14 protein-coding genes and 4 tRNA genes are annotated in these 13,378 nt (G+C 72.7%); 14 read left to right on the forward strand and 4 right to left on the reverse strand.

All coding sequences use genetic code 11. The features are described 5' to 3' along the window. Positions 1-281: 281 nt before the first annotated feature. The 8 genes from ACFVHV_RS27035 to ACFVHV_RS27070 all read left to right on the forward strand — a co-directional run bounded on the left by ACFVHV_RS27035 (position 282) and on the right by ACFVHV_RS27070 (position 4,478). Positions 282-353: transfer RNA gene (locus ACFVHV_RS27035), tRNA-Gln, on the forward strand. A 37-nt stretch (positions 354-390) separates the two neighbouring features. Then, a tRNA-Glu gene (locus ACFVHV_RS27040) sits at positions 391-463 on the forward strand. Between the two features lie 26 nt (positions 464-489). Further along, positions 490-562 (forward strand) — tRNA-Glu (locus ACFVHV_RS27045). Positions 563-611: 49 nt separating this feature from the next. Then, positions 612-686, forward strand: a tRNA-Gln gene (locus ACFVHV_RS27050). Between the two features lie 324 nt (positions 687-1,010). Then, positions 1,011-2,435 carry a 3-isopropylmalate dehydratase large subunit gene (gene leuC, locus ACFVHV_RS27055; RefSeq protein WP_359900530.1) on the forward strand — a complete coding sequence of 475 codons (1,425 nt, stop codon included), beginning with the start codon at positions 1,011-1,013 and terminating at the stop codon, positions 2,433-2,435. Positions 2,436-2,438: 3 nt separating this feature from the next. Continuing rightward, positions 2,439-3,035: a 3-isopropylmalate dehydratase small subunit gene (gene leuD / locus ACFVHV_RS27060; protein ID WP_359900532.1), complete on the forward strand. Its 597-nt coding sequence runs from the start codon at positions 2,439-2,441 to the stop codon at positions 3,033-3,035. Positions 3,036-3,217: 182 nt separating this feature from the next. Further along, a complete protein-coding gene (locus ACFVHV_RS27065; protein WP_380354200.1) occupies positions 3,218-3,565 on the forward strand; it encodes a hypothetical protein in 348 nt (115 codons plus the stop codon). Positions 3,566-3,698: 133 nt separating this feature from the next. Beyond that, entirely contained in the window at positions 3,699-4,478 is a 780-nt protein-coding gene (locus ACFVHV_RS27070) for an HU family DNA-binding protein (RefSeq protein ID WP_359900534.1), read from the forward strand. 210 nt (positions 4,479-4,688) lie between these two features. Here ACFVHV_RS27070 and ACFVHV_RS27075 read toward each other — a convergent pair whose 3' ends face one another. Both ACFVHV_RS27075 and cofC read right to left on the reverse strand, forming a co-directional pair. Then, entirely contained in the window at positions 4,689-4,910 is a 222-nt protein-coding gene (locus ACFVHV_RS27075; RefSeq protein ID WP_359900536.1) for a hypothetical protein, read from the reverse strand. A 108-nt stretch (positions 4,911-5,018) separates the two neighbouring features. Further along, positions 5,019-5,702: a 2-phospho-L-lactate guanylyltransferase gene (cofC, locus tag ACFVHV_RS27080; RefSeq protein ID WP_359900538.1), complete on the reverse strand. Its 684-nt coding sequence runs from the start codon at positions 5,700-5,702 to the stop codon at positions 5,019-5,021. A gap of 228 nt (positions 5,703-5,930) precedes the next feature. On the opposite strand from cofC, the gene ACFVHV_RS27085 reads away from it, so the two are divergent. From ACFVHV_RS27085 to ACFVHV_RS27095, 3 genes are all read left to right on the forward strand, one after another. Beyond that, entirely contained in the window at positions 5,931-6,761 is an 831-nt protein-coding gene (locus ACFVHV_RS27085) for a lysophospholipid acyltransferase family protein (RefSeq protein ID WP_359900540.1), read from the forward strand. Positions 6,762-6,775: 14 nt separating this feature from the next. Continuing rightward, positions 6,776-7,759, forward strand: coding sequence for an NAD(P)H-dependent glycerol-3-phosphate dehydrogenase (locus tag ACFVHV_RS27090; protein ID WP_359900678.1), 984 nt, complete (start codon positions 6,776-6,778; stop codon positions 7,757-7,759). Between the two features lie 114 nt (positions 7,760-7,873). Then, complete coding sequence (locus ACFVHV_RS27095) at positions 7,874-9,019, forward strand: D-alanine--D-alanine ligase family protein (protein ID WP_359900542.1); 1,146 nt, start codon at positions 7,874-7,876, stop codon at positions 9,017-9,019. 83 nt (positions 9,020-9,102) lie between these two features. Here ACFVHV_RS27095 and ACFVHV_RS27100 read toward each other — a convergent pair whose 3' ends face one another. Both ACFVHV_RS27100 and ACFVHV_RS27105 read right to left on the reverse strand, forming a co-directional pair. Beyond that, on the reverse strand, positions 9,103-9,621 hold the full coding sequence (locus ACFVHV_RS27100; protein WP_359900543.1) for a DUF3515 family protein: 519 nt from the start codon (positions 9,619-9,621) through the stop codon (positions 9,103-9,105). 82 nt (positions 9,622-9,703) lie between these two features. Next, positions 9,704-9,937 (reverse strand): Lrp/AsnC ligand binding domain-containing protein, encoded by a 234-nt coding sequence (locus ACFVHV_RS27105; RefSeq protein WP_359900545.1) that lies wholly within the window; start codon positions 9,935-9,937, stop codon positions 9,704-9,706. A gap of 208 nt (positions 9,938-10,145) precedes the next feature. On the opposite strand from ACFVHV_RS27105, the gene ACFVHV_RS27110 reads away from it, so the two are divergent. The 3 genes from ACFVHV_RS27110 to thiD all read left to right on the forward strand — a co-directional run bounded on the left by ACFVHV_RS27110 (position 10,146) and on the right by thiD (position 13,234). After that, on the forward strand, positions 10,146-11,111 hold the full coding sequence (locus ACFVHV_RS27110) for a thiamine-phosphate kinase (protein WP_359900547.1): 966 nt from the start codon (positions 10,146-10,148) through the stop codon (positions 11,109-11,111). A 212-nt stretch (positions 11,112-11,323) separates the two neighbouring features. Beyond that, complete coding sequence (locus ACFVHV_RS27115) at positions 11,324-12,349, forward strand: ATP-dependent 6-phosphofructokinase (protein WP_359900549.1); 1,026 nt, start codon at positions 11,324-11,326, stop codon at positions 12,347-12,349. Between the two features lie 24 nt (positions 12,350-12,373). Then, on the forward strand, positions 12,374-13,234 hold the full coding sequence (gene thiD / locus ACFVHV_RS27120) for a bifunctional hydroxymethylpyrimidine kinase/phosphomethylpyrimidine kinase (RefSeq protein ID WP_380354206.1): 861 nt from the start codon (positions 12,374-12,376) through the stop codon (positions 13,232-13,234). The last annotated feature ends 144 nt before the right edge of the window (positions 13,235-13,378 follow it).

The following is a 13,378-nucleotide window of genomic DNA, read 5'->3' on the forward strand; positions in this document are numbered from 1 at the left end:
GCGTGGGCGGGGGGCCGCCCGGCACGCCCGGCCGGCCGCCTGCGCGGGGCGCCGCGCCGGCCGGGGGCCGGGCTTCGTGCCGGGCCCGCGGCGTACCCGGAGGCCGTCCGCAGGCCTCCCGGCCGCTGCCTGGGGTTATCGATTTTGGACCCGGGGCCGACGTCGGGTAATGTTCTTTCTGCGCCGCCCGGGAGGGAACGGACGAGGGAACGAAAGCCCCTCGGAAGGGACCGACCGAGAGGCGCAACGCCTGAGAAGGGCCCGCGAGGGTTCAACTCTGGTGGGGTATGGTGTAATTGGCAGCACGAGTGATTCTGGTTCATTTAGTCTAGGTTCGAGTCCTGGTACCCCAGCGCAGTACGTGAGTACAGCACCACAAAAGAAGATCAAGCCCCCGTTGTGTAGCGGCCTAGCACGCTGCCCTCTCACGGCAGTAGCGCCGGTTCGAATCCGGTCGGGGGTACTGATCCCGCAAGGGATCGCCAGGAAGCCCCCGTTGTGTAGCGGCCTAGCACGCTGCCCTCTCACGGCAGTAGCGCCGGTTCGAATCCGGTCGGGGGTACTTCAGAGCAGGAAGCCGGTGGGCTCGCCCATCGGCCCTTGCTTTGTGTTGGGGTATGGTGTAATTGGCAGCACGAGTGATTCTGGTTCATTTAGTCTAGGTTCGAGTCCTGGTACCCCAGCCAGAAATTGGAAAGACCCCGGTCCCCGGGGTCTTTTTGCTTTCCCCGGAAATGCCCCGAAGGGCCCCGCTCCGTTCCGAGCGGGGCCCTTCCGGCTTTCCACGGGGCCCTTCGGGCTTTCCGCGGGGTCCTGCCGCCCCGGGGTCGGACGGGGCGGAGCGCTGTCCATGCGCTAAGACTGCGGTCTCACTCCGCGAGACACAAGTTCAATCTCCGGCGAAAAGCGCCACTCTGGACGGGAGCGGCCCGGGAGTCTCAGGGCGGCGCACACGCTTTGACCTCGACGACACGAGAAGGCCGGCAACGCGGCCGGCTGGAGGGAATCCGATGGGACGGACACTCGCAGAGAAGGTCTGGGACGACCACGTCGTGCGGCGCGCGGAGGGCGAACCCGACCTCCTCTTCATCGACCTGCACCTGCTCCACGAGGTCACCAGCCCGCAGGCCTTCGACGGGCTGCGGCTGGCCGGCCGCACGGTCCGCCGCACCGATCTGACGATCGCCACCGAGGACCACAACACCCCCACCCTGGACATCGACAAGCCGATCGCCGACCCGGTCTCCAGGGTGCAGTTGGAGACCCTGCGCAGGAACGCCGCCGAGTTCGGCGTCCGGATCCACTCGCTCGGCGACGTCGAGCAGGGCGTCGTGCACGTCGTCGGCCCGCAGCTCGGCCTGACCCAGCCCGGCATGACCGTGGTCTGCGGTGACTCCCACACCTCGACCCACGGCGCTTTCGGCGCACTGGCGTTCGGCATCGGCACCAGCCAGGTCGAGCACGTGCTGGCCACCCAGACCCTGCCGCTGGCGCCGTTCCGGACGATGGCGATCACCGTCGAGGGCGAGCTGCCCGAGGGCGTCACCGCCAAGGACCTGATCCTGGCCGTCATCACGAAGATCGGCACCGGCGGCGGCCAGGGCTACGTCCTGGAGTACCGCGGTTCGGCGATCCGGAGCCTGTCCATGGAGGCCCGGATGACCGTCTGCAACATGTCGATCGAGGCCGGCGCCCGGGCGGGCATGATCGCCCCGGACGAAACCACCTTCGCGTACCTCCAGGGCCGCCCGCACGCCCCGCAGGGCGAGGACTGGGACGCCGCCGTCGCGTACTGGAGGACCCTGGGCACCGACGAGGACGCGGTATTCGACCACGAGATCTTCATCGACGCGAGCGAGCTGACCCCGTTCGTCACCTGGGGCACCAACCCGGGCCAGGGCGCCCCGCTGGGCGCCGAGGTGCCGGACCCGGCGTCCTTCGCCGACCCGCAGGAGCGCCTGGCCGCCGAGAACGCCCTGGCGTACATGGGCCTGGAGGCCGGCACCCCGCTGCGCGAGGTGAAGGTCGACGCCGTCTTCGTCGGCTCCTGCACCAACGGCCGGATCGAGGACCTGCGGGCCGCCGCGGCCGTCGTGGAGGGCCGCCGGGTCGCCGACGGCGTCCGGATGCTGGTGGTCCCCGGCTCCGTCCGGGTCGCCCTCCAGGCCGTCGAGGAGGGCCTGGACAAGGTGTTCACCGCGGCCGGTGCCGAGTGGCGCCACGCGGGCTGCTCGATGTGCCTGGGCATGAACCCCGACCAGCTCGCCCCGGGGGAGCGCTGCGCCTCCACCTCGAACCGCAACTTCGAGGGCCGGCAGGGCAAGGGCGGCCGTACCCACCTGGTCTCCCCGCAGGTCGCCGCCGCGACCGCCGTCCTGGGCCGTCTCGCCGCCCCCTCCGACCTGTCCGCCGACGTCGCTGCCGTGGAGGCCTGAGCCATGGAGAAGTTCACCACCCACACCGGCCGGGCCGTGCCGCTGCGCCGCAGCAACGTGGACACCGACCAGATCATCCCGGCCCACTGGCTCAAGAAGGTCACCCGATCCGGTTTCGAGGGCGGCCTGTTCGAGGCCTGGCGCAAGGACGAGTCGTTCATCCTCAACCGGCCCGAGCGGCAGGGTGCCACGGTCCTGGTGGCCGGCCCCGAGTTCGGCACCGGCTCCTCCCGGGAGCACGCCGTCTGGGCGCTCCAGAACTACGGCTTCCACGCGGTCGTCTCGTCGCGCTTCGCCGACATCTTCCGGGGCAACTCCCTGAAGAACGGCCTGCTGACGGTCGTCCTGCCGCAGGAGACCGTGGAACGGCTCTGGGCGCTCACGGAGAGTGACCCTTCGGCCGAGATCACCGTTGACCTGGAGGCGCGCGAAGTGCGTGCCGAGGGCGTCGTCGCGGCCTTCGAACTGGACGACAACGTCCGGTGGCGGCTGCTCAACGGCCTGGACGACATCAGCATCACCCTGCGGAACGAGGCCGACATCGCGGCCTTCGAGGAGACCCGTCCGGCCTTCAAGCCCCGTACTCTGCCGGTCGCCTGAGTTCCCCTCAGAACAAGCATTCTGACGATCCACCGGATGGCCCGTGCCCCCCTCGGGGGGGCCGGGCCATCCGTCGTTCCGGAGCACGAGTTAGCGCCGCGGCCCGCCCCGGATTGCCCATTTGGCTTTGCGGAAGAGGGGCCCGCGCAAGTACAACTGCGGGTAGATGGCACAATCAGTACATGCACCGGCACCATGAACCTCCGTACGCGGGCGGCGAACCCGCGGCTGAGGACTCCATGGGCCGGCCATCCGAACGCCGAATTGACGATCGGCCGGACGTCACCTCCGCACCAGCTGAGGGGCCGGACGACCAGGAAGTCGCAGCGCTCTACGCGCTTGTGGCCGAGCGGTTGAAGCAAGCTCACGCCCGCGTGCATGCGCTGAACGTGTCTGCCGATGCAAAGACCGCTCTCACCCGTCAACTCCTCATCGTCACCGAGGCCGCCAAGCGCGATCTTCCGGAGGCGGCAAGGCGGTTGAGTCGCTTTGTACATGACCTCGACGAGCGGCCCCCGCCGCTCGACTGAGGTCGCCGACGCGCAAATCCATTGCGACACTAGGGTGATTCGCGCGTTTGGTAATTGAAAGTCCGCAGATACATACCTAACGTGCGAAAAGAACGGATGGAATCATCCGGCGCCCGTTTCCGAAGGGGAAGACGTGAACAAGGCTCAGCTTGTCGAAGCGGTGGCCGAGCAGCTGGGCGGTCGCAAGGCTGCCGCAGAGGCCGTCGACGCAGTGCTCGACACCATGGTCCGTGCCGTTGTGGCCGGTGACCGGGTCTCGGTCACCGGGTTCGGCACCTTCGAGAAGGTGGAGCGCTCCGCGCGCTTCGCCCGCAACCCGCAGACCGGCGAGCGGGTCAAGGTCAAGAAGACCTCGGTCCCGCGCTTCCGTCCGGGTCAGGGCTTCAAGGACCTGGTCAGCGGCAGCAAGAAGCTGCCGAAGGAAGGCCCCTCGGTGAAGAAGGCCCCCAAGGGCTCCCTCACCCCGGGCAAGAGCGGCGTGGCCGCCACCCCGGCCGCCAAGCGTGCCGCCACCAAGCGCGCCGCCGCTGCTGCCGCCGCCGCCCCGGCCGCCAAGAAGGCCGCCGCCAAGAAGACGGCCACCACGGCCGCCGTCAAGAAGGCGACCACCACGGCCGCCGCCAAGAAGACCACGGCGACCGCCAAGAAGACCGCCGCGAAGACCACGGCCGTCAAGGCCACCGCCGCCAAGACCACGGCCGCGAAGACCACCGCCGCGAAGAAGACCACGGCGACCGCGACCAAGGCCGCCGCGACCAAGAAGACGGCCGCGGCGAAGAAGGCGACCACCACGGCCGCCGCCAAGAAGACCACGGCCACCGCCAAGAAGGCGACCGCCACGGCCAAGAAGACGGCGCCGGCGAAGAAGACCGCCACCCGCAAGACCACCGCGCGCAAGACCTCTGCCAAGTAAGTCCCGCGCGACCGTCCCAGGACGGCCTTCGGCTCAGAGCCGCGGCACCCCCTTCCGTGAATTCGCGGAGACGGGTCGCCGCGGCTCTTTCGATTTCCGGGCGCTTAGTCAGGAATCGACGGCGTGCGGCGGCGCGGGGGAGTTCCGGGCGGTGCGGCGGGATGGCCCGCGGGCCGGTCCGGCCGGGCCCGACGGCGCCGGACGGGGCCGTCAGCCCTCGGCGGGGTCCGGGAAGGTCTGGAGCGTCACGAAGACCACCCGGCGGGCCTCGCCGGTGCCCTCGGTGCGGATCCGCACCCGCTGGCCGGGGCGCAGCAGCCGCAGGCCGCCGGCGTCGAAGGCGGCCGCGTCGAACGGCACCGGGGTCCCGTCGTCGAGCAGCACGGAGCCGGCCCGGGTGGCGGGGTCGAAGGTGAACGAGGTGGCCTGCATGCGAGCAGCATAGCGAGCGGGCCGGCCCCGGCCCGGGAGCAGGTCGACGCCCGGGCCGGGACGCGCCGGGGCGGCTCCGGGCGGTGCCCGGGCGGCGGCCGGGAGGGCTCAGGAAAGGCTCAGCCGGGCGAACAGCGCGCTGGTGTGCGGTCCGAGGCCGAGCGCCGCGGCCTCGCCGAGGTCCGTCCCGGTGTCCACGTCCCGGCGCACCGACTCCACGTCCGCGAGGCGCAGTTCGAGCGCCCCGCCGGCCGCGTGCCGGGCCCGTGAGCCGTCCCCGAAGGCGGGGGAGAGCGGACGGCCGGGGGCGCAGGCGAGCAGCGTGGTGCCGAGGCCGGGGGTGTCCGGCAGGAAGGCCCGGCCGTCCGCCGGCACCGCGCCCAGCACCCGGGCCAGTTCGGCCGGACGCAGCGCCGGGAGGTCCGCCGAGAGCACCGCCAGCGGGGCCCGCGGGGCCAGGGCCAGGGCGCGCTCGGCGCCGTGCGCCAGCGCCCGGTTGAGGCCTCCGTCGGGCTCGTCGGCGACCACCAGGGCGCCGAGCGCGGTCAGCCGGGCGCCGGCCGCGGCGTCGCGGGTGACCACCAGGACCCGGCCGACCCCGGGGGTGGCCAGGGCGGCGGTGACGGTGTCCAGGGCGAAGGACAGGGCCAGGTCGGCCCGGTGCGGTCCGGCGTACGGCGCCAGTCTGCTCTTCGCCATGGTGAGCGGCTTGAGCGGAAGCACCAGCGACCAGCCGGCGGTGGGTGCGGGGGGCGCGACGGCCCCGCTGGGGCGTACGGTGTCCTGGGTCATCGGCGTCATTCTGGCGCCGGTCCCGGAGCCCTCGCCAGGCCGTCCGAGCTGTGCGGACGTGCGTTTGATCACGCCCGCCGGGCGGGTTGGCGCGGTTGCTCGACAGCCGGTGATCGGGCGGGCGACACTGTTCCGCGCCCGTGGCCCGGGCACCGGTGGAATCGGTGCGCGGCACCGGGACGCCATGACCGCGGTAATCCGTGCCGCATCGGATGAGAAGGAGCTGGGGTGGCCCGCCGCTCGTACGCCAAGTTCGGCAACGCCGACTACGGCATCTGGTACCGCTTCGCGGCCGTGCTGGTGAAGCCGGTGACGACCGCCCTGGTGAAGCCCGACTGGCGGGGCTGGGAGCACATTCCGAAGAACGGCGGCTTCATCGCCGCGGTGAACCACAATTCGATCATCGATCCGGTGATCTACGCGCACTGGCAGTACAACAGCGGACGTCCGCCGCGCATTCTCGGCAAGTCCTCGCTGTTCTCGGTCCCCTTCATCGGATTCATGCTGCGCAAAACCGGTCAGATTCCGGTGTTCCGCGAGTCCACCGACGCCGCGCAGGCGTTCCGGGCCGCGATCGACGCGGTCAACAGCGGCCAGTGCGTGCAGTTCTACCCGGAGGGCACGCTCACCCGGGACCCGGACCTGTGGCCGATGACCGGCAAGAGCGGTGTCGCCCGGGTCGCGCTGATGACCGGTGCGCCGGTCATCCCGGTCGCGCACTGGGGCGCCCACGAGATCATCCCGCCGTACGGCCGGCCCGGTCTCGGGAAGGGCAGGTTCAACCTGTTCCCGCGGCACCGGGTCACCGTCGCGGCCGGGCCCGCGGTGGACCTGAGCAAGTACCGGGGGCAGGAACTCACCGCCCAGGTGCTCGCCGACGCCACCGAGGACATCATGACGGCGATCACCGCCGTGCTGGCGGAGGTCCGCGGCGAGGAACCGCCCGCCGAGCGCTACGACATGCGCAGGGCCGCCCGGGAGCGTGCCGCGGCGGCGCTGGCCGAGCGCCGGCGCGCCAAGGGCGAGCGGGGCAAGGGCACCGAGGAGGCCGGCAAGTGATCCGTTGCGCCGTGATGGGGACCGGCTCCTGGGGCACCGCGTTCGCGCTGGTGCTCGCCGACGCGGGCTGCGAGGTCGTGCTGTGGGCCCGCCGCCAGGAGCTGGTGGACGCCGTCAACTCCACCCACGAGAACCCGGACTACCTCCCGGGCGTCCGGCTGCCCGACACCGTGCGGGCGACCACCGACGCCGCCGAGGCGCTGGCCGGCGCCGACTTCGCGGTGCTCGTGGTGCCCTCGCAGACGCTGCGCGACAACCTGGCCGCCTGGACGCCGCTGATCGAGCCGCAGACCGTGCTGGTGAGCCTGATGAAGGGCATCGAACTCGGCACCGCCAAGCGGATGAGCGAGGTGATCGACGAGGTCACCGGGGTCGGCCCGGAGCGCGTCGCGGTGGTCAGCGGGCCCAACCTGGCCAAGGAGATCGCCAACCGGCAGCCCGCGGCCAGCGTGGTCGCCTGCTCCGACGAGGCGGTCGCCAAGCGGCTCCAGGCGGCCTGCCACACGCCGTACTTCCGGCCGTACACCAACACCGACGTGGTGGGCTGCGAACTCGGCGGCGCGGTCAAGAACGTGATCGGCCTGGCGGTCGGCATGGCGGCCGGCATGGGACTCGGGGACAACACCAAGGCGACCCTGATCACCCGAGGGCTGGCCGAGACCACCCGGCTCGGAGAGGTGCTGGGCGCGGACCCGCACACCTTCGCCGGACTCGCCGGGATGGGCGACCTGGTGGCCACCTGCTCCTCGCCGCTGTCGCGCAACAACACCTTCGGGATGAACCTGGGCCGGGGCATGTCGCTCGCGGAGACCATCGCGGCCACCCGGCAGACCGCCGAGGGCGTCAAGTCCTGCGAGTCGGTCCTGGACCTGGCCCGGCGCAACGGGGTCGACATGCCGATCGTCGAGGCCGTGGTGGACGTGGTGCACAACGGGCGGCCGACCCAGGAGGCGCTGCAGACGCTGATGTCGCGTTCGGCGAAGGCCGAGCGGCGCTGAGTCCGGCGGGCCGCGGCCCGGGGCCGCGGCGCCCGCCCGGCCCCCGCGGGACCGCCGACTCCCCGGTGGTGCCTGCCTTCCGGCAGGGCCTCGCACGGTAGTCTCAAACCCGATATGAGCATCGAACAGTCCTCCCCGAACCGGCCCGACCGGAAGCCGCGCGTCGCGCTGGTCTTCGGCGGGCGCAGCTCCGAGCACGCGATCTCGGTCTCCACCGCGGGCAGTGTGCTCAGGGCGATCGACCGCGACAAGTACGACGTGCTGCCGATCGGCATCACGCACGAGGGCCGCTGGGCGCTGACCAGCGACGAGCCGGCCCGGATGGCCATCACCGACGGGCGGCTGCCGGACGTGGCGCACGTCGCCGAGGGCGTCGACGGCCAGGTCGCGCTGCCGGTCTCCCCGGGCAGCCGCGAGGTGGTCCTGACCGAGCCGGGCAGCGCCCCCAAGGCCCTCGGCGAGGTCGACGTGGTGTTCCCGCTGCTGCACGGCCCGTGGGGCGAGGACGGCACGCTCCAGGGCCTGCTGGAGCTCTCCGGCGTCCCGTACGTCGGCAACGGCGTGCTGGCGAGCGCGGCCGGCATGGACAAGGAGTTCGCCAAGCGGATCCTGGCCTCGCACGGCCTGAACGTCGGCCGCTACACCATCGTGCGGCCGCGCGACTGGGAGTCCGAGGCGGGCCGCGCGGCGGTGCGCGAGCGGGCCGCCGAGCTGGGTCTGCCGCTGTTCGTGAAGCCCTGCCGGGCCGGCTCCAGCATCGGCATCACCAAGGTGAAGGACCTGGCCGACCTCGACGCCGCGATCGAGGAGGCCCGCCGGCACGACCCCAAGCTCATCATCGAGGCCGGCGTGACCGGCCGCGAGATCGAGTGCGGCGTGCTGGAGTTCGAGGACGGCCCGCGGGCCAGCGTGGCCGGCGAGATCCTGGTCGGCGAGGGCTTCGACTTCTACGACTTCGAGGCCAAGTACATCGACTCCTCGGACGTGAAGATCCCGGCGGACCTGACCGCCGAGGAGCTCGCCGAGATCCGGCGCCAGGCGGTCGAGGCCTTCGAGGCGCTCGGCTGCGAGGGCCTGGCCCGGGTGGACTTCTTCCTGCTGGAGGACGGCACCTGGATGATCAACGAGATCAACACCATGCCCGGCTTCACCCCGATCTCGGCCTACCCGAAGATGTGGGAGGCCAGCGGGGTCGCGTACCCGGAGCTGATCGACCGGCTGCTCGGGACGGCGCTGCGCCGCTCGACCGGGCTGCGCTAGCGGGTCCTGCCGCGGAGGGCGGGCCGGGGAGCTCCCGGCCCGCCCTCGGTGCGTCCCCCGGGGCGCGGCTCCCGCCGCCGGGCTCAGCCCGGGACGTTGGCCTTGACCGCGCCGGTCAGGGCGGCCGCCGGGTCGAAGGGGTTCTGCGCGGCCCCGGCCGGGACGGTCACCTCGACGTAGGCGGCGCGCATGGTCGTCACGAAGCGGTAGCCGCCGTCGGCGAGCTTCTGCGACCACCAGGTGACGCCGTCGACGCTCGGGGACCAGTCCGCGGCGTGGTCGCCGTCCAGCTCCTCCGGCCGGTCGATGCCGCAGCGCAGCACCGTCCGGGGGGAATCGCCCCAGGCGGCCACGTACGGGGAGGCGGGCGACGGGTCGTTGCGGGCGTGCCCGAGCAGGTCGGCCGGCAGCGCGGCGGCCAGCGACCGGCAGTACCCGGCCGCCCGGCCGCCCGGCTGCGGGACCTCGACCTTCGGGTCGGCCGGCCCCCAGCTGCCGACCAGCGCCACGACGGTGCAGGTCAGGGCGACGGGCAGGGCCAGCCAGCGGACCGGGGCCGGCAGGGCGGTCAGCGCCTCGGGGACGCGGAGTTCTCTGGCCACCCGCCGATGGTAACCGGGGCCCGGGTGGCCGGACGTGCCGGTGCGCCGGGCCACCGGGGCCCGGGCGCACCGGTGCACCGGCCTACAGGTGCACCACCGGGCAGGTGAGGGTGCGGGTGATGCCCTCGACCTTCTGGACCCGGGCCACCACCAGTCGGCCCAGTTCGTCCACCGTCTCGGCCTCGGCCTTGACGATCACGTCGTAGGGGCCGGTGACGTCCTCGGCGGTGAGTACGCCGGGGACCTCGGCGATGGTCCGGGCCACGGCGGTGGCCTTGCCAACCTCGGTCTGGATCAGGATGTATGCCTGTACCACGGGGACCTCCCGGCGGCCGGTTGAGGGGGATCGCCGCCGTGATCGCCCGGTCAGGCGCATGGGTGGGTGGGCTCACCGGCAGTCTGATCACCACGCTACCTCGCAGCGGGCCGGGGAGGGGAGACCCCGAGGCCCCGGAAGGGCGTACGCTGCGCGCGGGGGAGCGCGACGGGGGCCGAAGACGGATGGAAACGCGAGAGGACGGCAGATGCAGGGGACCGTGGGCGAGCTCGGCGAGTTCGGCCTCATCAGGGAGCTGACCGCCCGGGTACCGCTCACCGACGCGGTCGACCTCGGCCCGGGTGACGACGCCGCGGTGGTACGGGCTCCGGACGGCCGGGTGGTGGCGACCACGGACGTCCTGATCGAGAACCGGCACTTCCGCCGGGACTGGTCCACCGCCTACGACGTGGGCCGCAAGGCCGCCGCCCAGAACCTCGCCGACGTGGCCGCGATGGGGGCGGTGCCGACCGCGATACTGCTCGGTCTGGTCACCCCCGCGGACCTGCCGACCACCTGGGCCACCGAGTTGATGGACGGGCTGCGCGACGAGTGCCAGGTGGCCGGGGCGACGGTGGTCGGCGGCGACGTGGTGCGCGGCGACACCGTCATGCTGGCCATCACGGCGCTCGGGGACCTCCAGGGGCGTGCGGCGGTGACCCGCTCCGGTGCGCAGGTCGGCGACGTGGTCGCGGTGACCGGCTGGCTCGGCTGGTCGGCCGCCGGCCTGACCGTGCTCCAGCGCGGCTTCCGCTCCCCGCGCGCCTTCGTCGAGGCGCACCGCCGGCCCGAACCGCCGTACCACGCGGGCCCGGCGGCGGCCGAGCTGGGCGCGACCTCGATGATCGACGTGAGCGACGGGCTGGTCGCCGACCTCGGCCACGTGGCCCGGGCCAGCGAGGTGGACATCGACCTGAAGGCCGCCGACTTCGACGTCCCGGCGCAGATGGCCGACATCGGCCAGGCGGTCGGCGTGGACCCGTTGGTCTGGGTGCTCTCCGGCGGCGAGGACCACGCGATCGTGGCCACCTTCCCGCGCGGGGTCCAACTCCCGGCCCGCTGGCGGGTGGTGGGCGAGGTGACCGGCCGCCCGACGGGCAGCCGCAGCGGCCGGGTCACGGTGGACGGCGCCCCCTGGGACCGGGTGGGCGGCTGGGACCACTTCGCCGAGTAGGGCCCGCCCCCGGATCGCGCCGGCCCCGGCGGGGGCCCGGGAGGCGGGCCCCGGCGGGCGGTCCGCGCCGATCCCCGTACGGCGGGCGGCGCGTGACGCTCCGGTGCGCTGGGAACGGGTGTCGAGGGTGCGTTGTGCGTAGGCTTGCGACACCCCAGCCCACCCGCCCGGCGCGGGTGGCCCGACCCACTGCGAGCGGGAGCACACCAGACATGCGCATCGGTGTACTGACCAGCGGCGGCGACTGCCCCGGCCTCAACGCGGTGATCCGCTCGGTGGTGCACCGGGGCACCGACGTCCACGGGCACGAGATCGTCGGCATCCTGGACGGCTTCCTCGGACTGATCGAGGGCCGCACCAGGACGGTCTCGCACGACGACGTCACCGGCCTGCTCACCCTCGGCGGCACCATCCTGGGCTCGGCCCGGGTGCGGCGGGACCGGATCGCCTGGGCGGTGGAGAACGCCAAGACGCTGGCCCGGGAGATCGGCATCGACGCGCTGATCGCGATCGGCGGGGAGGGCACGCTGACCGCCGCCAAGCTGTTCAGCGACGCCGGACTGCCCGTGGTCGGGGTGCCGAAGACCATCGACAACGACATCGACGCCACCGACGTGACCTTCGGCTTCGACACCGCCGTGCACGTCGCGACCGAGGCGATCGACCGGCTGAAGACCACCGCCGAGTCCCACCAGCGCGTCATGGTGGTCGAGTTGATGGGCCGGCACACCGGCTGGATCACCCTCACCGCGGGCATGGCGGGCGGTGCGCACGGCATCCTGATCCCGGAGAAGCCCTTCGACATCGAGGCGGTGGCCCGGATAATCGAGGACCGCTTCGCGCGCGGCAAGAAGTTCGCCATCATCGCCGTCGCCGAGGGCGCCTCCCCGCTGCCCGGCACCATGCGCTTCGACCACGGCGAGGTCGACCAGTACGGCCACCGGACCTTCGGCGGGATCGGCAACCGGCTCGCCCACGAGCTGGAGAACCTGCTCGGCAAGGAGGCCCGCCCGGTCATCCTCGGCCACGTCCAGCGCGGCGGCACCCCGACCGCCCGGGACCGGGTGCTCGCCACCCGGTTCGGCTGGCACGCGGTGGAGGCCGTCCAGCAGGGGGCGTTCGGACACTTCACCGCGCTGCGCCGGACCGGCATCGAACTGCTGCCGATCGGCGACGCGGTGACCAGGCTGAAGACGGTGCCGAAGGACCGCTGGGCGGAGTCCGAGGCGGTGCTCTGAGAGCGCGCCGGTAGGTTGGGGCCCATGGCCCTCCCGTCTCCCACCCCCGCCCCCGGCCGAAGCGCTTCGCACGGCCCCTCCGACGCCACCGCCCGCCTCGCGCCTCCCCGGGTGCTCACCGTCGCCGGCTCCGACTCCGGCGGCGGCGCCGGAATCCAGGCCGACCTCAAGGCGATGCTCGCCCTCGGCGTCCACGGCATGAGCGTGATCACCGCCGTCACCGCGCAGAACTCGCTCGGCGTCCAGGGCTACTGGGAGCTGCCCGCGGAAGCCGTCCGGGCGCAGTTCCGCAGCGTGGTGGACGACATCGGGGTGCAGGCCGTGAAGACCGGCATGCTCGCCTCGGTCGAACTCGTCGAGACCGTCGCCGAGCTGCTGGCCGGGGTGGACGCCCCGGTGGTGGTCGACCCGGTCGGGGTCTCCAAGCACGGGGACGCGCTGCTGGTCGCCGAGGCCGTCGCCACCGTCCGCGAGAAGCTGCTGCCGGTCGCCACCCTGGCCACCCCCAACCTGCACGAGGTGACCCAGCTCACCGGGCTGACCGTCGAGGACGAGTCGCAGATGCTGGACGCCGCCAGGGCGCTGGTCGACCTCGGGCCGCGCTGGGCGCTGGTCAAGGGCGGCCACCTGCCGGGCGAGGCCGCCGACCTGCTGTACGGCGGACCCGGCGAGGTGCACTGGTTCCGGGCGCCCCGCTACGACAACCGGCACACCCACGGCACCGGCTGCACCCTGGCCAGCGCGATCGCGGCCGGACTGGCCAAGGGCGAGCCGCTGCCGCGGGCGGTGGCCTCGGCCAAGGAGTACATCACCGGCGCGATCGCCGGGGGCTTCGCCCTGGGCGCCGGCATCGGCCCGGTCGACCACGCCTGGCGCTGGCGCTGAGGACCCCGGAAGACGACAGTGGGCGGGCTCCTGGGAGGAGTCCGCCCACTGTCGGTGGGTCCGGAAAACGGCAGAGCCGGCCACGGAAACAGTGAAGCCGGCTCATCCGAGGATGAACCGGCTCACTGGAGGACCGGCTTGCCG

Source organism: Kitasatospora sp. NPDC127116, assembly GCF_042677365.1.
GTDB classification, from domain to species: domain Bacteria; phylum Actinomycetota; class Actinomycetes; order Streptomycetales; family Streptomycetaceae; genus Kitasatospora; species Kitasatospora lactacystinica.

Coding starts and splice junctions, on each gene's coding strand:
- leuC (WP_359900530.1), top strand. CDS start 1,011: ATGGGACGGACACTCGCAGAGAAGGTCTGGGACGACCACGTCGTGCGG.
- leuD (WP_359900532.1), top strand. CDS start 2,439: ATGGAGAAGTTCACCACCCACACCGGCCGGGCCGTGCCGCTGCGCCGC.
- ACFVHV_RS27065 (WP_380354200.1), top strand. CDS start 3,218: ATGCACCGGCACCATGAACCTCCGTACGCGGGCGGCGAACCCGCGGCT.
- ACFVHV_RS27075 (WP_359900536.1), bottom strand. CDS start 4,910: ATGCAGGCCACCTCGTTCACCTTCGACCCCGCCACCCGGGCCGGCTCC.
- cofC (WP_359900538.1), bottom strand. CDS start 5,702: ATGACCCAGGACACCGTACGCCCCAGCGGGGCCGTCGCGCCCCCCGCA.
- ACFVHV_RS27090 (WP_359900678.1), top strand. CDS start 6,776: ATGGGGACCGGCTCCTGGGGCACCGCGTTCGCGCTGGTGCTCGCCGAC.
- ACFVHV_RS27095 (WP_359900542.1), top strand. CDS start 7,874: ATGAGCATCGAACAGTCCTCCCCGAACCGGCCCGACCGGAAGCCGCGC.
- ACFVHV_RS27110 (WP_359900547.1), top strand. CDS start 10,146: ATGCAGGGGACCGTGGGCGAGCTCGGCGAGTTCGGCCTCATCAGGGAG.
- ACFVHV_RS27115 (WP_359900549.1), top strand. CDS start 11,324: ATGCGCATCGGTGTACTGACCAGCGGCGGCGACTGCCCCGGCCTCAAC.
- thiD (WP_380354206.1), top strand. CDS start 12,374: ATGGCCCTCCCGTCTCCCACCCCCGCCCCCGGCCGAAGCGCTTCGCAC.